The 20,997-nt window shown below is 29.9% G+C and carries 20 protein-coding genes and 1 riboswitch; of the genes, 3 read left to right on the top strand and 17 right to left on the bottom strand.

Features of this window, described 5'->3' with window-relative positions:
• Positions 1 to 10 precede the first annotated feature (10 nt).
• Positions 11 to 1,285 carry a nickel-dependent lactate racemase gene (gene larA, locus IR151_RS08515; protein WP_227434093.1) on the bottom strand — a complete coding sequence of 425 codons (1,275 nt, stop codon included), beginning with the start codon at positions 1,283 to 1,285 and terminating at the stop codon, positions 11 to 13.
• 117 nt (positions 1,286 to 1,402) lie between these two features.
• The gene (locus IR151_RS08510) at positions 1,403 to 2,116 is read right to left on the bottom strand and encodes a FadR/GntR family transcriptional regulator (RefSeq protein ID WP_227434092.1); all 714 of its coding nucleotides are present in this window, start codon (positions 2,114 to 2,116) and stop codon (positions 1,403 to 1,405) included.
• Positions 2,117 to 2,240: 124 nt separating this feature from the next.
• Here IR151_RS08510 and IR151_RS08505 point away from each other — a divergent pair, with 124 nt between their 5' ends.
• Positions 2,241 to 3,500: a sporulation integral membrane protein YlbJ gene (locus tag IR151_RS08505; RefSeq protein WP_227434091.1), complete on the top strand. Its 1,260-nt coding sequence runs from the start codon at positions 2,241 to 2,243 to the stop codon at positions 3,498 to 3,500.
• Positions 3,501 to 3,768: 268 nt separating this feature from the next.
• On the top strand, positions 3,769 to 4,335 hold the full coding sequence (locus IR151_RS08500; RefSeq protein ID WP_227434090.1) for a tyrosine-type recombinase/integrase: 567 nt from the start codon (positions 3,769 to 3,771) through the stop codon (positions 4,333 to 4,335).
• A gap of 131 nt (positions 4,336 to 4,466) precedes the next feature.
• Here IR151_RS08500 and IR151_RS08495 read toward each other — a convergent pair whose 3' ends face one another.
• The 9 genes from IR151_RS08495 to IR151_RS08455 all read right to left on the bottom strand — a co-directional run bounded on the left by IR151_RS08495 (position 4,467) and on the right by IR151_RS08455 (position 12,792).
• Entirely contained in the window at positions 4,467 to 5,669 is a 1,203-nt protein-coding gene (locus IR151_RS08495) for a homoserine dehydrogenase (protein WP_227434089.1), read from the bottom strand.
• A gap of 103 nt (positions 5,670 to 5,772) precedes the next feature.
• Positions 5,773 to 5,879, bottom strand: a riboswitch (SAM riboswitch).
• 93 nt (positions 5,880 to 5,972) lie between these two features.
• Complete coding sequence (locus IR151_RS08490) at positions 5,973 to 6,341, bottom strand: YhbY family RNA-binding protein (RefSeq protein ID WP_227434088.1); 369 nt, start codon at positions 6,339 to 6,341, stop codon at positions 5,973 to 5,975.
• Between the two features lie 29 nt (positions 6,342 to 6,370).
• Positions 6,371 to 7,648 (bottom strand): GTPase ObgE, encoded by a 1,278-nt coding sequence (obgE, locus tag IR151_RS08485; protein ID WP_227434087.1) that lies wholly within the window; start codon positions 7,646 to 7,648, stop codon positions 6,371 to 6,373.
• Positions 7,649 to 7,758: 110 nt separating this feature from the next.
• Entirely contained in the window at positions 7,759 to 8,049 is a 291-nt protein-coding gene (gene rpmA, locus IR151_RS08480; protein WP_003419086.1) for a 50S ribosomal protein L27, read from the bottom strand.
• A 13-nt stretch (positions 8,050 to 8,062) separates the two neighbouring features.
• A complete protein-coding gene (locus IR151_RS08475; RefSeq protein ID WP_227434086.1) occupies positions 8,063 to 8,380 on the bottom strand; it encodes a ribosomal-processing cysteine protease Prp in 318 nt (105 codons plus the stop codon).
• Between the two features lie 14 nt (positions 8,381 to 8,394).
• Positions 8,395 to 8,706, bottom strand: coding sequence for a 50S ribosomal protein L21 (gene rplU / locus IR151_RS08470; RefSeq protein ID WP_003419082.1), 312 nt, complete (start codon positions 8,704 to 8,706; stop codon positions 8,395 to 8,397).
• A gap of 100 nt (positions 8,707 to 8,806) precedes the next feature.
• Positions 8,807 to 10,228 (bottom strand): Rne/Rng family ribonuclease, encoded by a 1,422-nt coding sequence (locus IR151_RS08465; RefSeq protein ID WP_227434085.1) that lies wholly within the window; start codon positions 10,226 to 10,228, stop codon positions 8,807 to 8,809.
• Between the two features lie 19 nt (positions 10,229 to 10,247).
• Positions 10,248 to 10,946, bottom strand: coding sequence for a TIGR03936 family radical SAM-associated protein (locus IR151_RS08460; RefSeq protein WP_227434084.1), 699 nt, complete (start codon positions 10,944 to 10,946; stop codon positions 10,248 to 10,250).
• Position 10,947: 1 nt separating this feature from the next.
• On the bottom strand, positions 10,948 to 12,792 hold the full coding sequence (locus IR151_RS08455; protein ID WP_227434083.1) for a TIGR03960 family B12-binding radical SAM protein: 1,845 nt from the start codon (positions 12,790 to 12,792) through the stop codon (positions 10,948 to 10,950).
• Positions 12,793 to 13,099: 307 nt separating this feature from the next.
• Here IR151_RS08455 and IR151_RS08450 point away from each other — a divergent pair, with 307 nt between their 5' ends.
• Positions 13,100 to 14,293, top strand: a complete 1,194-nt coding sequence (locus tag IR151_RS08450; RefSeq protein WP_227434082.1) for an FprA family A-type flavoprotein — start codon at positions 13,100 to 13,102, stop codon at positions 14,291 to 14,293.
• 145 nt (positions 14,294 to 14,438) lie between these two features.
• On the opposite strand, the gene IR151_RS08445 is transcribed toward IR151_RS08450, so the two are convergent.
• The 6 genes from IR151_RS08445 to IR151_RS08420 all read right to left on the bottom strand — a co-directional run bounded on the left by IR151_RS08445 (position 14,439) and on the right by IR151_RS08420 (position 20,991).
• On the bottom strand, positions 14,439 to 14,852 hold the full coding sequence (locus tag IR151_RS08445; protein WP_227434081.1) for a methylglyoxal synthase: 414 nt from the start codon (positions 14,850 to 14,852) through the stop codon (positions 14,439 to 14,441).
• A gap of 40 nt (positions 14,853 to 14,892) precedes the next feature.
• Entirely contained in the window at positions 14,893 to 16,023 is a 1,131-nt protein-coding gene (rodA, locus tag IR151_RS08440; RefSeq protein ID WP_227434080.1) for a rod shape-determining protein RodA, read from the bottom strand.
• An 84-nt stretch (positions 16,024 to 16,107) separates the two neighbouring features.
• A complete protein-coding gene (gene minE / locus IR151_RS08435; protein WP_054273171.1) occupies positions 16,108 to 16,392 on the bottom strand; it encodes a cell division topological specificity factor MinE in 285 nt (94 codons plus the stop codon).
• 17 nt (positions 16,393 to 16,409) lie between these two features.
• Positions 16,410 to 17,207, bottom strand: a complete 798-nt coding sequence (gene minD, locus IR151_RS08430; protein ID WP_227434079.1) for a septum site-determining protein MinD — start codon at positions 17,205 to 17,207, stop codon at positions 16,410 to 16,412.
• A 23-nt stretch (positions 17,208 to 17,230) separates the two neighbouring features.
• Positions 17,231 to 17,914 carry a septum site-determining protein MinC gene (gene minC / locus IR151_RS08425; RefSeq protein WP_227434078.1) on the bottom strand — a complete coding sequence of 228 codons (684 nt, stop codon included), beginning with the start codon at positions 17,912 to 17,914 and terminating at the stop codon, positions 17,231 to 17,233.
• A gap of 98 nt (positions 17,915 to 18,012) precedes the next feature.
• Positions 18,013 to 20,991 (bottom strand): penicillin-binding transpeptidase domain-containing protein, encoded by a 2,979-nt coding sequence (locus tag IR151_RS08420; RefSeq protein ID WP_227434077.1) that lies wholly within the window; start codon positions 20,989 to 20,991, stop codon positions 18,013 to 18,015.
• Positions 20,992 to 20,997 lie beyond the last annotated feature (6 nt).

Here is a 20,997-nt window from a genome sequence, read left to right as displayed (position 1 = left end):
CACCCCTTTTTTATTTAACTATCACTGATACTCCATCAGGTATAACTGTAACTTTACTATCTTCACCGACTATATTAGTAGCCATCTCTAAAGCATCCTTAAAATTAAATGCATGTTTCATATGCATTTTATTTATCATTTCAGGACTACACTTATCTGTTACCATTATTACAGTATACTTAGATAGTATTCTTGCTAATATTTGAAATTCCCATTGGTCTGGAATTGTATCACATCTGTCAACACTTCTAATTTTTTCTAAAAGTTGTTTTGGAGAATCTGCATTTGCTACATTTTCATAAAAGGATTGACCTCCATGACCATCATTACATGCTGCAATCATTATTATTACTCCACCTTCTTTACAGGTAGCCTCTGCTGCTGTCATCCCCTTAACTGATTGATAAATATTTTGGTCTAATGGGTATCCACCATTTGTACTCACTACAATATCTGACTTTATGGAATTTACTTTTGAGAGTTCTGTTACAAATTCACAACCTCGGGTATGTGCTTTTTCGACATCACCAGCAAATGATGCTATTACTTTTTTCTCTTTATCTATTACAACATTCAATATAAATGCTAGTTTAGCAACCTTAGCTGCATATACCATATCTTCATGAATAGGATTATTTTTTAATTTTCCAGTTCTCGAATTGTCACTATCTATAAAATCACTACAATGGTTATACATTATAGTCTTTGCAGAGGCTATTCCTGGAAGTACACTTTTTCTTCCTCCTGAGAAACCTGCAAAAAAGTGTGGTTCTATAAAACCTTCTGCGATTAAAAGTTCTGCATCATATGCAAGTTTATTTATATATAAATCCCCACCTGAAGGTAATACACCGACCTTGCACATAGCTTCATCATCAGTAGATATATGCATGATTATTTCTTCATTATCTACAATTTCTTCTCCCATCTTATAAACTAATTCTTCTCTTGTACTTGGCCTATGAAAACCAGTTGCTACTATAATCTTCACATCAATTTTAGGATTAGCTTTCCTAATTCTTCTTAAAAGAATTGGCATAGTTACTTTACTTGGAACAGGTCTTGTATGGTCACTTGTAATTATGACTACATTCTTTTTTCCTTTAACTAACTCTTCCAATGATAAAGAGCCTATTGGATTATTCATAGATTCTTCAACTATTTCTTCTTGTGTCTTATGTTCTACATAATTATCCGATTTTGATTCCAAGACACCAAGAAAACGTTTGTTAGGTATTTCTAAAATCATTCCTTGCTTTGAATAAGGTACTTTTAACTTTACCATCTTTAATCTCCCATTATAATAAACTATAAAATTGGTATGTGGTCATACCAGTTTTACATTTATATAATAGTACCATTATCTTCTATTTGCAAGAATAATTTATTTTATAACAAATTTTTAATTTTCATTTTTTCTGTAGTTTTTACTTATAAATCTCATATGCTCTTTCGCTTTTTCATGTGCAAGTTCAGTATTGTTTTCTATAACTGCCTTATATATAGCTTCATGTTGCTTAAGCAAGATAGTTTCATTTAAAGGTTCTGCAATTATCTTCTCTCTTGCATCCTCTATAAATCCATCAAACAATTTTGAGGCTGTTATAAAAAGACTTTGAATTAAATAATTTTTACTTATTGTAGCCAATTTGCTGTGAAATTTTTGATCTAATAAAACCAAAATTTGATTATTATCTTTTTTATTGGTTTCTATTCTCATTTCATCTATTATACTTTTTAATTCTATAGATTCAGAAGAAGTTATTCTCTTTGAAGCAAGTTTTGCAATCTCAATTTCTAAAATTATTCTAAGCTCTAGTATGTCTTCAAGTGTACCATTATTCAGTTTAAAAATCATAGATAAAGGTTCTATTAAAGTTTTTTCTATATTTGTGCATATAAAATTACCCTCACCTTGTTTACTTTCTATCACACCCATAGTTTCTAAAACCCTGATAGCTTCTCTAATAGAGGTTCTACTTACATTCATTTGTTCAGATAATTCTCTTTCAGATAGTAGTTTATCACCCTTTTTTAACTCTCCATTTAATATTTTATATTGAATTTGCTCAATTACTTGTTCATAAACTTTTTTACTAGCTATACTATTAAACATTTTTTCCTCCCATGTAGTAGTCGTTGTTATAATATATATCTATTATATATCTTAAGCCATTACATTCATATATTTTTGTTACTTTTAATATAATATCTTATAACTCAAATTTACAGGTGATATTATGAAAAAAAATAAAATTATTGGTTTTTTCGCTCCAGCTATCATAGTTGGGGTTCTAGTTTTAGGCATTATCTTATACCCAAATGAAGCTATAAAATCTGCAAGAGAGGGTTTTTCCATATGGTCTAATGTTCTAGTCCCATCGCTACTCCCTTTTATAATTGGTGCAAACCTAATTGTTGATTTAAAAATAGTAGATATTATAGGGTTTATTATTAATCCCATAACTAGACTTGTGTTTAATGTATCAGGAAAAAGTGCTTTAGCTTTTGCAATATCAGCAGTATCTGGTTATCCAGTGGGAGCAAGTCTAGCTTCTGAATTTAGAAGCAATAAACAGATTTCTAAGCATGAAGCCCAAAGACTGGTATCTTTTTGTTCTACATCAGGACCTTTATTTATAATAGGCTCAGTTGGTACAGGTATGTTTCAAAATTCAAATTTAGGTTACTTGATGATTTTATGCCATTACTTGGGAACTATATTGGTTGGTCTTTTTTTCAGAAATTATGGAAATGAAAATCTTCCAAAGACAAAATTAGATTTAAAAACAAACATAAAAAACATAATTAATATTAGAAGTTCTAGTGGTAATGGTTTTTTTGTTCTATTTGGAAATGCTGTCTTTAATGGAGTAAATACATTACTTACAGTTGGTGGATTTGTAATTGTTTTTTCGGTAGTATTTAAAATACTATCACTATTTAATGTAATCTCTTTAATAGCATCAGTTATATATTTACCACTTTCACTTTTAGGTGTCAATAAGGAGCTCTGTCAAGCATTTGTAAGCGGTCTATTTGAAATCACAATTGGTTGTAATAAGGTATCTAGTATAACAAGTGCCCCAGAAATCCTAAGAGCATCTTTGGCTAGTTTTCTGATAGGATTTAGCGGATTGTCCATACTAGCTCAATGTTGTACATTTTTATCAAAAACAGATATAGACTTAAAATTATACATATTAAGTAAGTTTGCACATGGACTTTTAGCAGGTTTATTTATTTTTATACTTTATCCTATTGCAAACTCTACTGTATTAGTTTCTAGCTTTGCTGATACATATAATGTTATATATAATAACTTAATTTGGTTCTATTATCTTAGCTATTATGACACTATTCTTCAAATTGTAATAATAATCTACTTAATTTCAGCTTTATTTGTTGCTAAAAAACACATGAGAAATTTATCTACAAGTGGAAAATTAATTAGATATAAAAATACTTTTTTTATAAAAAACTTATTTCGAAAAAAATAAAATGTATAAAAATTAACTAAATGCTTCCATTTTCTAATTATATTTGTCATAATCTTAATAACCTTTTTAATTACTTTATCAGCATAGTTATTTCATCACAATTTTGATAATTTTTTATAACAATATTTTTCAAAAATTCTCCTTAATCACATATAGCACACTTATATAAAGTAATTGGTATATTTTTCCAATATATAATATTTCATTTATATTATATAATAAATACCGACCTAAACTTATCAAATCAAACTAAGAGGAGTGGTTGAAAATGGCAACAAGACCTATAGAAATAGACGAATATAAAAAGATAATGGAACTACTACATACGGGCTTTATTTATAGTGAAAATGGCGTTGAAAAAAGATTTAGAAAGAATCCTAAGGTTGCATTAGCACTAATGTTAGAAGCTAATTTAGGTCTAAGAATATCAGATATTTTAAGATTAAAAATAGGTAATTTTAAAGGTAATATGTTGGAAATAAATGAAAAAAAGACAGGTAAACTACAGTATAGACCTGTTAACAAAAATATAATTGAATCTATAAATGAACATGCAAGAAAGTATAATCTTAAATCAGATGACTACTTAGTAAATATAAAGACAAAAGCTATCCAGAAACAATTGAGAATAATTTGTAAATACTTAAATTTGTATAACATAAGCACACATAGCTTTAGAAAGCTCTATGCTACTACTCAATTTGAAAAGAGTAACAATAACTTAGAATTAGTTAAGGAACTCTTAAACCATAGCTCTGTAGCCACTACACAGCGATATATAAGGGTAACTCAGCAAGCTATTAACGAGGCGAGTGAAAATTTTTTTATTGAATAAGTAAAATGTTATAATCTATCTATTTTTCTATTATCTTATTAAGTCACCAGCTGTTAAAAAGGTGAAGAAAAACAAAATAAACTTTTTGTTTTTCTTCACCTTTAAATTTTTACAGTCATTACATAGATATTTTAATCTACTTTTAATAGTTTTTTAACTGACTTACTATATTCATTTCTCTTTACATCTTCTAAGAACCTATCAATTTCATGTTCTGATTTTGCATTTATAAAAATAGCAAATTCTTCTTCATCTATAATATTATAGCTATCTACATATTTATCTAAACATTTTAAAATTCCATCTTTATTATATTCACTAAATCTAACTACTGCACTACATTCATCTTCTATAAGCCCACTCAAATCCAATTTACCTTTTGAAAAAGACTTTATATTTGAACTCCTATTATCTATTATATCTATGATATCAGCATAAACAGCACTTCCTGTTGCACCTCTTCCAGCACCCTTACCTACAAAAGAAAGTTCTCCTACAGAATCTCCCACTATAATTACTACATTAAACTCATTATCTATTTTAGACAGCATATTATCATTATCCACCAATGCAGGTCTAACAAATCCACTTACTTCTCCCAATTCATATTTACTTCTAGCAACTAATTTTATCTTACAATTTAATTTCTTAGCATATTCTATATCCTTTTCATCTATTGAAGTTATTCCTTCTAATAACAAATCTTTCCAATACACTATTTTCCCATAAGATAAAGTAGATAATATAGATAGTTTTCTAGCACTATCATATCCTAATACATCTGCATCTGGATTAACTTCTGCAAATCCTAGTTCTTGTGCTTGTTTTAAAGCTACATCATATGGTAAATTTTCATCATACATCTTTGATAATATAAAGTTGCATGTTCCATTTAAAATAGCATTTATACTTTTTATATTATTACCTTCTAATGATTCTATTAATGGCTTTAAAACTGGAATACCACCTGCTACTGATGCTTCAAATTTAATGCTAACATCATTTAAGTTAGCCAGCTCTATAAGGTCACTACCTCTTTCAGCTAATAAATCTTTATTTGCTGTTACTACATGTATTTTTTTATTTAGAGCTCTTGTTACATAATCAAGAGCTGGATTTAGTCCTCCAATTACTTCAACTAATATATCAACATCTTTGTTAAATATATCTTCTATATCTGTTGTTACCTTATCAAAATATCTCTTTGATTTATGTTTCTCTTTATTTTTAACTAAAATTCCAGCTATTTCTATTTCTCTTTTTAAAGTATTATTCTCTATTAAATCTATTAATCCACTTCCTACTGTTCCATACCCTAGTATTCCTATCTTCACTGTTACATACCCCCATCACTTTTGATTATATTAATTTATTTATATATATAAATATGCCAATTAAAAAAGCTTGAGTATAAACTCAAGCCATATGACGGGTTTATACTCATCTTTCAGCGTAATTGCTGCAGGATTTAGCACCAATGTATATTAAAATATACTGGTTGCCGGGCTTCATAGGGCCAGTCCCTCTGCCTCTCTTGATAAGATTGCTAATTTAAATTTATTGTTAATAGTATAATACAATTTTTCCCAATTGTCACTATATTTTTTAACTTATTTCTTCTAAAATAATCTAATTAATTATCTAACTGCTCTTTTAGTTGGTTTACCTTTTTTTGTAACATTGTTATTTTTTACCTTAGCTTTTGCCTGTTCATGACCTGGAAAAAGTATCTTGGGCTCATCAATATTTCTCTTGTAAATAGTAAACTTAAAACCAATAGCTTGAACAAACTCTGCTCTTAAAGCTTCACATACTGCATTAGCAGTTTCTTTAGCATCAAGACCTGCATTTTCTAGTATAGTAACCTTTACTAGTTCTCTAACTCTTAGCATATCCTCTAATTGCTCTAAAAAGCTTTCTGTAACGCCTTCCTTACCAATTTGTGTAGTAGGCTTTAAAGTATTTGCTAAAGATCTTAAATATGCTCTTTGCTTTCCTTTTAACATATTATCACCTCTATAATTCTATATCAAAATTAATTGTAAAATTCAAATTCCAATTCGTAAATTCTAACTACATCCCCATCTTCAATTCCCATCTCTCTAAGCCTATCAAATACACCTTGACTTTCCATAGCTTTTTGGAAATATTGAAGTGATTCCATATCATCAAAATTTACAGAATACATTATTCTTCTAAGTGCCTTACCTGTAACTACATATACACCATCTTCAACATCTATGTTCAATCCTTCTTCTGTTCCAATATCAAGTTCTGGTCTATACATTTCTTCTTCTGAAACTAATTCCACATCTTCTACTTCTTTTAACATTTTAGAAACGTAGGCAATTACATCATCTATTCCTTGACGAGTTGCTGCAGACATCTTAAATACTGTATATCCTCTACCTTCTAATTCGTCCTTAAATTTTTCAAATTGGCTTTCATCTTCCAATATATCAAATTTATTTGCAACTACAACCTGAGGTCTTGTTGAAAGCTTCTCATTATATAATTTAAGTTCATCATTTATTTTGTCAAAATCCTCAATTGGGTCTCTACCTTCCAGTCCAGATATATCTACAATATGTATCAATACCTTAGTTCTCTCAACATGTCTTAAGAATTCATGACCTAATCCTATACCTTCAGAAGCACCCTCTATAATTCCAGGTATATCAGCAAGTACAAAACTATCTCCAAACTTAGTTTGAACAACACCTAAATTTGGTGTCAATGTTGTAAAATGATAGTTTGCAATTTTGGGCTTAGCTTTGGTTACAACTGATAAAAATGTTGACTTACCTACATTTGGAAATCCTAAAAGACCTACATCTGCTATCATTTTAAGTTCAAGAGTTATCCATCTTTCTTCTCCATCTGTACCAGACTTTGCAAAAGCTGGAGCTTGTCTTACTGCATTTGCAAAGTGTTGATTACCTTTACCACCTATACCACCTTTTGCAACTACTGCTGTATCTCCTTCTTTCTTTAAATCTGCTAGTACAAGACCTGTAGCTTCATCTCTTATTACTGTACCTGCTGGTACTTTTAATATTAAGCTTTCTCCATTTTTACCAGCCCTTTTACCTTTGCTACCGTCGCCACCGTGTTGAGCTTGATATTTTTTCTGGTATTTAAAGTCCATTAATGTTCTAAGACCTAAATCAACTTCAAATATGATGCTCGCTCCACGACCACCATCTCCACCATCTGGCCCACCAGCTGGAACATATTTTTCTTTTCTAAATGCTACCGAACCATTTCCACCATTTCCAGCTTTTACAAATATTCTCGCTTTATCTATAAACAAATTCTTCACCTACTTAATTAAAAACTTTTAATTAGCTTTACCAAAAATACTATTATAAATTCATCAGTATTATAAGAAAAAGGAGTGCATCAACACTCCTTTTATGTATATTACTCAGCTATTGCTACTGGATATATACTAACTTTTTTTCTCTTCTTGTCTTTTCTTTCGAATTTAACAGTACCATCAACTAATGCAAATAAAGTATCATCGCTACCTTTTCCAACATTAGTTCCTGGATGTATTTTAGTTCCTCTTTGTCTAACTATTATACTTCCAGCAGTTACTAATTGCCCATCGAATCTCTTAACACCTAATCTTTTAGATATAGAATCTCTACCATTTTTAGAAGAACCTACCCCTTTTTTAGATGCTAATAATTGTAAATTCATGTTTAACATATGGAGTCACCCCCTACTTTTTTAAAATTTTTATATTTTTTGGGTATTCCCGTTTAATTTCTTCAACCGCTAATTGAAAGTGATTTAGTAATAACTGTGCATCTTTTAGATATGCATCTTTAACTATACATTCTATATGCCCTTCTTCTCCTACTACCTTTTCAAATTCAATCTTTTGTAACTTGTCTAAAGAGTTTATAACTGCAATAGCATTAGACGTAACTGCAGAACAGACTATATCATAGCCTATTTCAGCAAAATCAGCATGTCCCTTTAAACAAAAACCTTGCAACAAGAAATCATCATTATAATAATATTTAACCTTTATCATAACTAGTCCAATAATTAAGCGTTGATTTTCTCTACAACTATCTTAGTATATGATTGACGATGTCCTTGTTTTCTTCTGTAATCTTTTTTTGCTTTATACTTGAAAACTATAACTTTCTTAGCTTTACCTTGTTCAACAACTTTTGCTTGAACAGATGCTCCTTCTACTACTGGAGAACCTAATTTTAATTCTCCATCTTTAGAGCAAGCTAATACTTCGTTTAAAGTAACAACATCACCTGCGTTAGCTTCTAACTTTTCAACGAATAATACATCACCTTCAGAAACTTTATATTGCTTTCCACCAGTCTTTACTATAGCGTACATTAAATACACCTCCTCGGTCTCAAACTCGCCAGTACAAGGTACTTCATTAGAAGATTTAGACCTTTACTGTGCGGCATTACAATTATTAATTATAAAATATTTACATTTTATTGTCAACTATTTTATCAAAAATAACATTTGTTTTGTTGTGTTTTAATGCGCAGTTTGCGTTTAAAGAAATTTTCATATTATATTTTTCACCAATTTTATCAATTATATCCATATAATCTTCTTTTATTTGTTTAAAAACAAAATCATTGAATTCTATTATTACGTTTTTATAAACTGTATGCTCACTTATTCTCATAATTTCTTTTTCGACACTATCCACTATATGATGTATAGATTTTATAGTTTTCGTTCCATCACAGCATGGGCAAGCCATTAAATAATACTTATCAATAGACTCTTTTTCTCTTCGTCTTGCAACTTCTACTAAGCCAAGTTTTGTCATTCCTAACACTTCAGCTTTTCTCTTATCTTTACTAAACTCTTCCTCTAGTATGTGTAATACCTCATTTTGATATTTCTTTTTATACATATCAATAAAATCAATTATTATTATTCCAGCTATATCTCTAATTCTAAGCTGTCTCACAATTTCCTTTGCAGCTTCAATATTTGTTTTATAAACAGTCTCATCAAGTTTACCAGTTCCAACAAACTTACCTGTATTTACATCTATAACAGTAAGAGCTTCTGTTTTTTCTATTATTAAATAACCACCACTCTTTAACCATACTTTTTCATTTAATAATTTTTCTATTTGAGATTCTATTCTATATAAATCAAATACATCTTTATTTTCTTCAAGGTATAATTTATCAATATAATCATTATTTATAAGCTTCAAAATAGGTTTTAATTCATGATATTTATCATAATTATTGATAATTATAGACTCAATCTCATCATTTACATTATCTTTTACATATTTAGTTGCAAAATCTAAGGACTTATATAATAGCTTTGGTCCCATACCAAGTTTATATTCTTTTAAAATATTATCATACTTTAATTTTAACTCTTCTATATCTTTTTTTATTTCATCATGAGTACAGCCTTGAGCTTCAGTTCTTATTATTAATCCCAAGTTTTCTTTATTCACTGCTTTTGTGATTTTTTTTAATCTAAATCTTTCTCTTTCATCAGTAATCTTATTTGATATAGTAGTTCTGTCGTTGGAAGGTATATAGACAATATACCTTCCAGATATACTAATTTCAGTATTTAATTTTGCACCCTTAGTACCAATTTCTTCTTTATTTACTTGAACCAAAATCTCTTGCCCAGATTTTATGGTACTTTCTTTTTTTAACTGTAAATAAGCAAGTTTCTTAAATCCAATATCTACAAAACATGCTTCTATTCCTGGTATAACTTTTTTTACAATTCCACGATATATATTGGATACAGTTTTTTTATTTAAGTTATCTTCAACAAAAAGTTCTACTAACTTTCCCTCTTCAAGCACTGCTGTTTTCTGAGACCCTATTAAGGACTCAATAACTATCTTCTTCACAACTTCACCTCTCACGAACTTACATAGGAGTCACTAATTCCCCATCTTCTAATACATATAAATCTCTTCTCAATATATCAACTTCTAATGGGTCAATATCCAGTTCAAACATCTCTAACATTTTAGGAATAAGTATATTAGTATTTAAATTAGTTTTTGAACCTGTAGCTATAGTAGCAGTAAGAGTGATATGCTCATCTTCTAAATTTAAAACATCAAAAGTTCTTATCATGGGTCTTATATCAACTTCAACCAATTTTCCTTTTTTATTCTTTTTTGTTATGATTATCTCTTTATTATTCATAAAGTCAATTACTTTTCTTTTTACAAACTCTTTAGTCAAAGGCCTTTTTAAATCTATATTAAACAGATACTCTCCATAATCTATTACGGAAGAAAGAGAAGATGTCTGTCTATCAATTTCCTTTGCTTTAATAAATTCTATCCCCTCTGGAAGCTGAACTGACACTTTATCTAAAAACTCATCTACCAATAAATCATCTTCTATCTCAATATCCACATACTCGCCTTGGCTTTCTGTCCCTAATGCTAAAGCATTACCATAACTCATCTTAGGATGAGGGTTAAACCCTTGAGAATGTGATAAATTTATTTCAGCTCTCCTAAATGCTCTTTGTAATAATCTTTGAAGGTCAAGATGTGATATATATATCATATCACCTTCTTTTTTAAATTTGACTCTAATTATTTTACTCATATTAACAAAGCCCCCTTCCTATATCATGTATATTTATTCCACAACCATTACAATTATGTCTGCAATCAGAAGTGATTTTTTCTTTTTTAGCATTTTCATCTTCTCTAATCAAGAATTTTTTACTTACACCTACATCTATATGGTCCCAAGGGAATACCTCTTCATATCCTCTATTTCTATGTGCATAGAAGTCTATAGAAAGATTGTTTTTTTCCATAGCTTCCTTCCATATATCTAAACTGAAGTGTTCTGCCCAGCCATCAAATTTTGCACCTAATTTAAATGCATCATATATAACTTTTCCTATCTTTCTATCTCCTCTAGCTACTACAGCTTCCATCAAGCTAGTCTTTGAATCGTGATAGTTATATTTTATGTTGTTATTTCTCAATTTATTGACTAAATGTCTTTGCTTATCAACTACTTCCTCTGTTGTATCTTGACCATGCCATTGGAACGGTGTAAATGGTTTTGGTACAAATGTAGATGTACTTACTGTAACACTAAAACTTCTTTTTAGCTTACCTCCATTTACTTTTCTATAAATATCAATAACTTTATAAGCTAATTTGGCTATTCCATCCAAATCATCATAAGTTTCAGTTGGCAAACCAATCATAAAGTATAGTTTAACACTATTCCATCCCATTTCGAAAGCTCTTTTTGTTGCATTTTCTAAGTCTTCTTCTGTAACACCTTTATTTATAACGTCTCTAAGTCTCTGAGTTCCTGCCTCTGGAGCAAAAGTAAGTCCAGATTTTCTTACTTGTTGTATTTTATCAGCAATCTCCATTGAGAAATTGTCTAGTCTAAGCGATGGAAGTGAAATTCCTATATTATTAGATGCATATTCATCTACTAAATAATCAGTAAGCTCAGACAACTTACTATAGTCACTTGTACTAAGTGATGATAATGATATTTCATCATATCCAGTATTCTTAACTAATTTGTCAAGTATCTCTTTAAGTCTTTCAACACTCTTTTCTCTTATTGGTCTGTATATCATACCAGCTTGACAAAATCTGCATCCTCTTGTACAGCCTCTAAACAATTCTAACACTATTCTATCATGAACAGTATCTATATAAGGTACTATTAATTTTTCTGGATAATCTACAGTTTCAACATTTTTTATTATCCTCTTAGTAGGACTCTTAGTAACCCCTTCTCTATTAGGAGTTACACTTTGAACTGTACCATCTTCATTGTATTTAACATCATAAAAACTTGGTATGTATACTCCTTCTATACTTGATATTCTGTATAAAAAATCACCTCTAGTTGTTTTATTTTTCTTCCACTCTTTATACTCATTTACTACTTCTAAGTTAACTTCTTCACCTTCACCTAATATTACTATATCTACAAAATCTGCTAAAGGTTCCGAATTATAAGCACAAGGACCTCCAACCATTATAAATGGGTCTTCCAATTTTCTTTCTTCTTTTAATATTGGTATATTGGCTAAATCTAATATATTTAAGATATTAGTGTATGAAAGTTCATATTGAAGTGTAAAAGTAACAAAATCAAAGTTTGTTATAGGCTCTCTTGACTCTAATGCAAATAATGGTATATTTTTTTCTCTCATTATATTTTCCATGTCAACAGCAGGAGAATATACTCTCTCACAAAATACATCTTCATCTTTGTTTATTACATCGTATAATATATGACTTCCTAAGTGACTCATCCCAACTTCATACAGGTCTGGAAAACAATGTGCATATCTTATCAATTCACTATTGCTAGTATCTTTATGAATTGAATTTATTTCATTCCCAAGATATCTAGCAGGCTTTTCTACTTTTTTTAAGATTTTTTTCAAGTCTACTTTATTCATTTATTAAAATTCCTCCAAACAAGTTCTTTATTTTTATTCTTATTTATAAGTAATATTATACACGATAAAATATTTTCTATCAAAAATATAACTAAAATATTGAATTTAAAATCTATATTATTCACAAAATAGTATATCTAAAAATATTTTCTATTAAATTTTTATTAAAATACAGATTTTTTACCAAATATGATATATTATAAACATAAAACTATGTTTTTGATGACTTATAATGACATCTTTTGTTTCACTGACCTCAAAATGGGGTATGTTATTTATATAATGATAATTTTTAGGAGGGTTAAAAATGAGTAAAGTTTTCGAAGTAAAAAAAGATATCTACTTTACTGGCGTAGTAGATGAAGGTTTAAAAGTATTCGACATAATAATGGAAACAGAGTTTGGGACAACTTATAATTCTTACTTAATAAAGGACGAAAAAACGGTTTTATTTGATACAGTAAAAGCAAATTTTAAGGATGAATTTTTAAGTAATTTATCAGAAGTTACTGATATAGCTAAAATTGACTATGTTGTAGTCCATCACACAGAGCCAGACCATGCTGGTAGTTTAAAATACTTATTAGATTTAAATCCTAATATAGAAGTTTATTGTACTAAAGCTGCTAAATTATACTTAGATGGTCAAATAAATAGACCTTTTAATTGTCATGTAATAAAAGATGGTGAAGTTTTAAATATCGGTAAGAGAAATCTTAAATTTATAACTGCTCCATTCTTACATTGGGTTGATACAATGTTTACTTACATTGAAGAGGACAAGACTCTTTTAACTTGTGACGCATTTGGTTGTCATTTTGCAAGTGTTGATTCAGAAGTAGTAAACAGTGAAGATTATCTAAAATCAGCTAAACATTACTATGATTGCATAGTTAAGCCATTTGCTAAGCACGTGTTGAGTGCTGTAGACAAGGTTGTAGGGCTAAACTTAGAATTTGATACTATATTAACTTCTCATGGTCCAATGCTTACTAAAGACCCAATGGCTGCTGTAAAGAGATATGTTGAGTGGTCTACAGAAGCTATTAATACAACTAATCAAAATCAAGTTTCTATATTCTACTTATCAGCTTATAGCAATACTTTAGAAATGGCTAAAAAGATAAAAGAGGGACTTGATAAAGAAGGTGCAAAAGCTGAATTATATGATTTAGAAAATATGACATTAACAGAAATGCATGATACATTAGTAGTATCAAAAGTAATACTATTAGGTTCTCCAACTATAAATAAAACAATGGTTAAACCTATGTGGGATTTATTCTCTGTTATAGACCCAATGGCTAACCAAGGTAAGATAGCAGGAGTATTTGGTTCATTTGGTTGGAGTGGTGAAGGTATAACTATGGCTGAAACTTTACTTAAAGCTATGACATTCAAAATGCCTGTAGAATCTCTTAAGAAAAAATTCTTCCCTAGTGAGGAAACATTAAAAGAATGTATGGAGTTTGGTGCAGAATTTGCAAAATTAGTTAAATAGTTATTTTTATTTAAATGACATATATCTATAGTCCATCATTTAAATTATATAAAAAAACTCACATTAGAGTTTTTATCTTATAGAACAAATTAAAATGAGGTAGCTATTTTAGCTACCTCTTAATTTTATATATTATTTACTTTTATTAAACACGTTGACTTTTGCTCTTCCTAACTTCTCTCCATGATAGTTCTCCCCTATCAAGAGCTTTTATAAATATTTCTGCAGAAGCTAGATTTGTAGCTATTGGAACATGGTACACATCACAAAGTCTTATCAAAGCTTGTATATCTGTCTCATGAGGTTGAGATGTAAGTGGGTCTCTTAAAAAGATAACTAAATCTATTTCTTGTGTTACGATTAAAGAACCTATTTGCTGGTCTCCACCTAAAGGTCCAGATGCCAATCTAGTAATCTTTAATTCAGTTTCATCCATTATTCTTTTTCCTGTAGTTCCAGTTGCATATAGTCCATATTTTTTTAAAATTGATTCATAACCTATACAAAATCCTACTATGGTATTTTTCATTTGGTCATGTGCTACTAATGCTATATTCATTATACTCAATCTCCTCAATTTATGTTTAGAACTCTTACACTTAGAAATTTATTTTCTTTCTTCTCATACACACATTTAGTACTAATCCTAGATTGGCTAAAGATGTTAATAGTGAACTTCCTCCATAACTTACAAAAGGTAATGTTACTCCTGTTACTGGAATTAACGCAACAGTCATAGCAATATTTTGAATTATCTGGTAAGCAAACATACCCATAACACCAACTACAATGAGGGTCCCATAAAAATCCTTAGCATCTCTTGCAATTGCTAAAATCCGTAATAAAAATATTGCAAATAAGATTATAAGCACTGTCATTCCTATTACACCAAGTTCTTCACCCACAACAGCAAATATAAAGTCACTATCTTGTACTGGTAAGAAATCTTCTTGGTTTTGACTTCCATTATACAGACCTTTTCCAGTCATACCACCAGAGCCTATTGCTATCAAAGATTGCATAACCTGATAGTTTCCTTTTAAGGTTACATCTTCTGGATTTAGGAAGGCTTCTATTCTTACTTTTTGATGGTCTGCCATCATTAAATACATCAATGGCATTGATACCAAGAGTATTATTATTCCTCTTTTTATTAGCTTAGAACTAAGACCTGCTGTAAACAGCATTGCAAATACCATACAACAAAATACAATTCCTGTTCCTAAGTCTGGTTGAGCAAGTAGTAATCCAATGAATGGGAGAGAATAAACTACAACAGGTATAACCTCTTTTAATGTATTTAATTTATCCTTCTTTGTCTCAAGTATCTTTGCATAACTAAGTATAAATGTTAATTTTACTATTTCAGAAGTCTGCAAATCAAGTGGACCTAAGTTAATCCAAGACCTCGCACCGCCTTTTTCAGTACCAATTCCAGGTAATAAAACTACAGCTAATAAAACAAGGCTTATTATATAAAGAGCCTTATAGTACCTTCCTAGAAGATTATAATCAAAAAATAGTATTACTATAATCATTCCTATTCCAAGCACAAAAGCTAGTCCTTGCTTAACTAATTGATTATATGAACCTGTAGAATTAGCATGTGTTGCACTACTAAGTATAACAAGCCCAAAAATAAAGATAGCTAATACTGTAACTATAAGTTTCCAGTCTAACTGTTTTATCAACTTAATTGTCGACTTATAATTAATATTGATTTTTTTCAAAGAATCACCGTCTTTCTATCTTTAAACATATAATTAAATAAAAGGGGCATATACCAATAAGGATATCCCCCTTTTAAGCACTAATTACATACATCTATCTTTAATATTCTTTAATGGTATATTAGCAACTAATGCAGATACAGGTTTGTCATCATGTTCACCTCTGCATTTAGACATTTTGATTTCAAGGCCATCTTCTTCTATTTCTGCATAGTTGGCTATTACTTTTAAAATATCTGTTTTTATCATCTCTAAAAGTTGTGGTGAACAATCTACTCTATCATGAACTAAAACTAGTTTTAACCTCTCTTTAGCAACAGATTTACTAGTTTTAGCTTCGTTAGAAAAAACTCTAAATAAATCTAACACAGATGTATCCTCCTTTGCTACTTAGCCATGCTAAACATTTTTTTTAGTCTACCAAAGAATCCATCTTCAACTTCAAGTTCAAGTAGAGGAACTTCTTCATTTAGTATCCTTTTTGCGATATTTTTGTATGCTTGACCAGCAAGAGATTTTGAATCAAGTATTGCTGGTTCACCTTTATTTGTTGATATAATTATACTTTCATCATCAGGAACAAGACCTAATAAATCTATTGCTAGTATCTCTATTATATCTTGTTTGTCCATCATGTCTCCACGCTTAACCATATCATTTCTAATTCTATTTATAACTAATCTTATTTCTTTTATTTCATTTGCTTCTAATAGACCTATTATTCTATCTGCATCTCTTACTGCTGATATCTCTGGATTTGTAACCACAATAGCTCTATCTGCACCTGCTATTGCATTTTTAAATCCTTGTTCAATACCTGCTGGGCAGTCTATTATTACATACTCGAAAGATTCTTTCAATTTTTCACATAGGTCAACCATTTGCTCAACTGATACAGCGTTTTTATCCCTAGTTTGTGCTGCTGGTAATAAATATAGATTATCAAATCTTTTGTCTTTTATTAGAGCTTGCTTAAGCCTACAAGTTCCTTCAACAACGTCTACTATGTCATAAACTATTCGATTTTCAAGACCCATTACTACATCTAAATTTCTAAGTCCAATATCTGCATCTACAACTACAGTTTTTTTATTTTCTAGGCTTAGCGCAGTTCCTAAGTTTGCTGCGGTAGTAGTTTTTCCAACTCCACCTTTACCGGATGTTATAACTATAACTTCGCTCATAATACTACCCCCTATTTTTCTTTCTATTTGTCCAACTTTGACAAATAGCTTTCGATTACAATTCTTCCATTACTCACAAAGGCTATTTCTGGGCTAATTTCTGATTCAATTTCATAATTTTCTTCATCATCTGGAGCTTCTGCAATATTATCTGCTATTTGCAATATTTTTGGATTAAGATTTCCAGCAACAACATAGGCAAACTCATTGCCCTCTGAACCTGCATGCACAAAACCTTCTATTTTCCCCATTACAAAAACATTTCCTCCTGCTACAACCTTAGCGCCAGCATTTATATCTCCCATAACAACTGTATTTGATTTTGAAATGACCTTTGAACCAGGTCTCATATCATTTAATATGACTACATCGCCTTCAAATTCAATATTTTCGCCAGATCTTAGGGTATTGACATATTTTGTTTGAAAATTATTATTTTCTTCAATTTTTTGATCTTCAACAAATTCCACATCAAATCTAGAAGTAATTCCTTCTTTTAATTCTAGAATCTCCATGTCAGTTAAATAATCACTGTTAATTTTACTAATTTTAGCACCATTAAAAAAACCAACATACGCTTCCAATTTGTTTATTATATTTTCTTGTATTTCTTCAAATGGAGCTTCTCTTTTTATATTTACTATTATCCCTCTTTTATTACCCTTGAACTCTACTAGTTCTTGACTACAAATTTCTCTTAAAGACATAACAACCTCCAGAGTGATATATCATTTATATTCTTCAAATGCGCTTTAAACCCTTTTATTTTTTCTACATAAAGCTAAAGTTTATAAATGGATTTAACTTATCTATTGATTTGTGACTCGAAATTTATATTTTCGTCAGAAGAATTATTAACATCATCCGTCTTGTTGTCTTTTTTGCCATTAGTTGGCTCTAATCCCATATATGTTCCAATAACTTCTCTAGTTGGTAAAAGTGAGAATACACTTGAATCACCTTGAGGAATTACACATACAACAGCTATTTCTGGGTCATCTGCTGGTGCAAATGCAACAGTCCATGTAAAAGAACCATAATCTGCTTTAAACTTATCTATTTGGTCATCTGTTATTTTTGGATTTAATTCTTTTATAGCTTTTCTTAAATATGAAGAATTCACTTTATCAGTATCCTCTAATTTAACTTTTACTCCATCTTCTAATTCTTCTTCTAATTTCTTTCTTTCTTCGTCTTTTAAATCTTTATTTTCTAGTTTTTTCTTTATTTCTTTTTCTTTAGCTAATGAAAGTTCTTTTTCTTTTTCTGCCTTCATCTTATCAGCCATTTTAATTGCATCATTTAGATTAACATTATAAGATGACATATGACTCTTTAAATATTCATATTCATTATCTGTAGGTATTTTACCACTTTTCTCAGCTGTACCAGTCTTTGCTGCTACATCTATTGGGAAATCAGCAAAAGCACTTTTTGCTGTACCTTGTCTAGCAACCAATTTCATACCTTTTGTTAGTTCCTTTAGATTGTCTGGATTTTTGAAAGGTATTTTTTCCACTTTCTTTTGGTCATTAATTTTTACTGATGAATAATCACTTGAAACAGCTCTATCAACTACAGATAATTCTACTAAATTACCTCCATTTGCTATAGCAGCTACGTATCTTGATATTTGAGCTGGTGTATAGGCATTTTCACCTTGCCCTATAGCTAAGTTGAATGTATCAGCAGTACTCCATTTTGCAAAGTTAAAGTAACTAAATACCGCCATATCCGCTACATCTTCCACTCTATTTTCTTTAACATCCAATTTTTTCAATCTATTCATCGTTTCTACTCTACCAGGAGTTTTCTTTTCAGCTGCCCAACTTACAATTTCATCAATTCTTTTTTCGTATTCTTTAGGATTTTTATCTCTAGTTATATCAACAAAGTCATTGGCCATTTCTCTATCTAAAGCTGATTTTAACAATGCTTGTGTTGATTTTAATTTATCCTCTGTGCTAGGCACCTTACCTGCTCTTTCTTCTACTTCGTCTTCAAGCCCAGTATTTTCATCTAATCCAAATAGTTTTGCATACTCAAGTATCTTATTTGCATTCATATCTATACCAATACTTTTTCCATCTGGCCATGTCTTACCTGTACCAATAGTTGCCATATATATGTTACAAGACTCTTGTATAGCTTTATATAAATTTGTCATACCATGATTTCCTCTACCATGGTTCCACACATAGTCCCCAAATGATTTTTTCCCTAGCATAATAACTCCAGGGTCATTTATAGTGAAATTTGGATTTAGACCATTTTCTAAAGCTGCCATTGAGGTTACCATCTTAAATGAAGAACCTGGCTGGAATTCCCCTTGTGTAACTAAGTTTAATAGTGGACTTCCTGCTAGTAAGTCATTTGGATTCTTTGGTTGTAGTGCTTTATAGTCTTCTGTAGAAATACCCTTTGCAAATTTATTTGGGTCATAGTCAGGATAACTTGATGAAGCTAAAACCTCTCCATTTTTAACATCAATAGCTATAAGAGCTGCTGATTGTGCCTTTCCTGCATATGCACTAATTGGCTTATCCCCAAACTTACTTTTAAAAGTACCTCCTTTTGAAGCAACTTCTATTATCTGTTTTAATGCATTATCTGAAACTTCTTGTAAATCTTTATCTAATGTAAGGTATACAGTATCTCCTGATTTAGGTTTTTTGGATTCAATCTCTTTACTGATTCTACCCAATGCATCAACTTTAACCATTTTATAACCATCAGTTCCTCTTAGCTTGCTTTCATTACTTTTTTCTACTCCTGCAAGACCTACCATATCTCCTGTTTTATATCCTTTTTGTAGATATGATTCTATTTGAGTTGATGGCATTTTTCCTACATATCCTAACATATGTGAAGCTAAAGTTCCATTAGGATAATATCTTACTGGTTCAACTGCTACTGAAACACCAACAAGGTCCATAGCACTTTCCTCAATCTGTGCAATGGTAGTTTCTCCTACATCTTTTGCAATTGTTACTGGATTATATTGAGAATATCCTTTTGATTTTATTAAATCTCTTACAACCATTATTTTTCTTGCATCTTCATTACTTAAACTTTTATCAATCTTAAATGCATCGCTATTTCTTACTTTTTCAAACGCTTTTTCAGCACTTAAATTAGTCTCTTTTATTTTATAACTGGCCAACCAATCTCTCTTATCTCTCTCTGCTGTAAACATCCATTTACTAACTAAAATAGGAGGATAGTATCCATTTTCATTTAGTTTTGCTTGTAATTTTGTTGCATCTAACCTTTTATCTTCTTGAGACAAGATTCCTGCTGATATAAGTTTATCTACCAAGTAATAAAAACTCTCTTTAGCATTATAATCACTTGGTATTCCATTTTCTGATTTATATTCTCTAATCTCTCTGTCATATGTATAATAGTACTTTCCATTTTCTACATATATAGGAAATTCATCTACATATTCTTCACCATTTTTCTCAAGTAAATTTATAAGCTTCAATGATATTTCATTTGCTCTTGAACGCTTATTAGCATCTTTTTTATTAATATCGTTACCTGAAACTTGAACAGTAAATAAATTTTTATTTCCTGCTAGCAATCTTCCATATCTATCTTTTATTTCTCCTCTTGGAGCCTCTATTGCCAATTTTTTATATGTTTTATTTTCAGCTAACTCATTGTAGTATTCATATTTAAATGTAGTCATGTAGACTATTTTTACTAAAATAGCTAAAAATATCACGCTTATGACTATTTTCATTATTTTAAATCTATCAACTTGTTTATTTTCTTCCATGAAATC

Origin of the sequence: Clostridioides sp. ES-S-0006-03, from assembly GCF_020662275.1 — a bacterium.
In the GTDB taxonomy this organism is placed as follows: domain Bacteria; phylum Bacillota; class Clostridia; order Peptostreptococcales; family Peptostreptococcaceae; genus Clostridioides.
Note: the sequence above shows the minus strand (reverse complement) of the source record. Positions and strands in the feature narration are given on the sequence as shown.

Bases quoted from the DNA above. Each gene is read 5' to 3' on its own strand.
- minD (WP_227434079.1), bottom strand. From the start codon at position 17,207: ATGAGCGAAGTTATAGTTATAACATCCGGTAAAGGTGGAGTTGGAAAA.
- IR151_RS08505 (WP_227434091.1), top strand. From the start codon at position 2,241: ATGAAAAAAAATAAAATTATTGGTTTTTTCGCTCCAGCTATCATAGTT.
- IR151_RS08490 (WP_227434088.1), bottom strand. From the start codon at position 6,341: ATGTTAAAAGGAAAGCAAAGAGCATATTTAAGATCTTTAGCAAATACT.
- IR151_RS08500 (WP_227434090.1), top strand. From the start codon at position 3,769: ATGGCAACAAGACCTATAGAAATAGACGAATATAAAAAGATAATGGAA.
- IR151_RS08460 (WP_227434084.1), bottom strand. From the start codon at position 10,946: ATGAGTAAAATAATTAGAGTCAAATTTAAAAAAGAAGGTGATATGATA.
- IR151_RS08475 (WP_227434086.1), bottom strand. From the start codon at position 8,380: ATGATAAAGGTTAAATATTATTATAATGATGATTTCTTGTTGCAAGGT.
- IR151_RS08445 (WP_227434081.1), bottom strand. From the start codon at position 14,852: ATGAATATAGCATTAGTAGCACATGACCAAATGAAAAATACCATAGTA.
- IR151_RS08420 (WP_227434077.1), bottom strand. From the start codon at position 20,991: ATGGAAGAAAATAAACAAGTTGATAGATTTAAAATAATGAAAATAGTC.
- IR151_RS08450 (WP_227434082.1), top strand. From the start codon at position 13,100: ATGAGTAAAGTTTTCGAAGTAAAAAAAGATATCTACTTTACTGGCGTA.
- minC (WP_227434078.1), bottom strand. From the start codon at position 17,914: ATGTCTTTAAGAGAAATTTGTAGTCAAGAACTAGTAGAGTTCAAGGGT.
- larA (WP_227434093.1), bottom strand. From the start codon at position 1,285: ATGGTAAAGTTAAAAGTACCTTATTCAAAGCAAGGAATGATTTTAGAA.
- rplU (WP_003419082.1), bottom strand. From the start codon at position 8,706: ATGTACGCTATAGTAAAGACTGGTGGAAAGCAATATAAAGTTTCTGAA.
- IR151_RS08510 (WP_227434092.1), bottom strand. From the start codon at position 2,116: ATGTTTAATAGTATAGCTAGTAAAAAAGTTTATGAACAAGTAATTGAG.
- rpmA (WP_003419086.1), bottom strand. From the start codon at position 8,049: ATGTTAAACATGAATTTACAATTATTAGCATCTAAAAAAGGGGTAGGT.
- IR151_RS08455 (WP_227434083.1), bottom strand. From the start codon at position 12,792: ATGAATAAAGTAGACTTGAAAAAAATCTTAAAAAAAGTAGAAAAGCCT.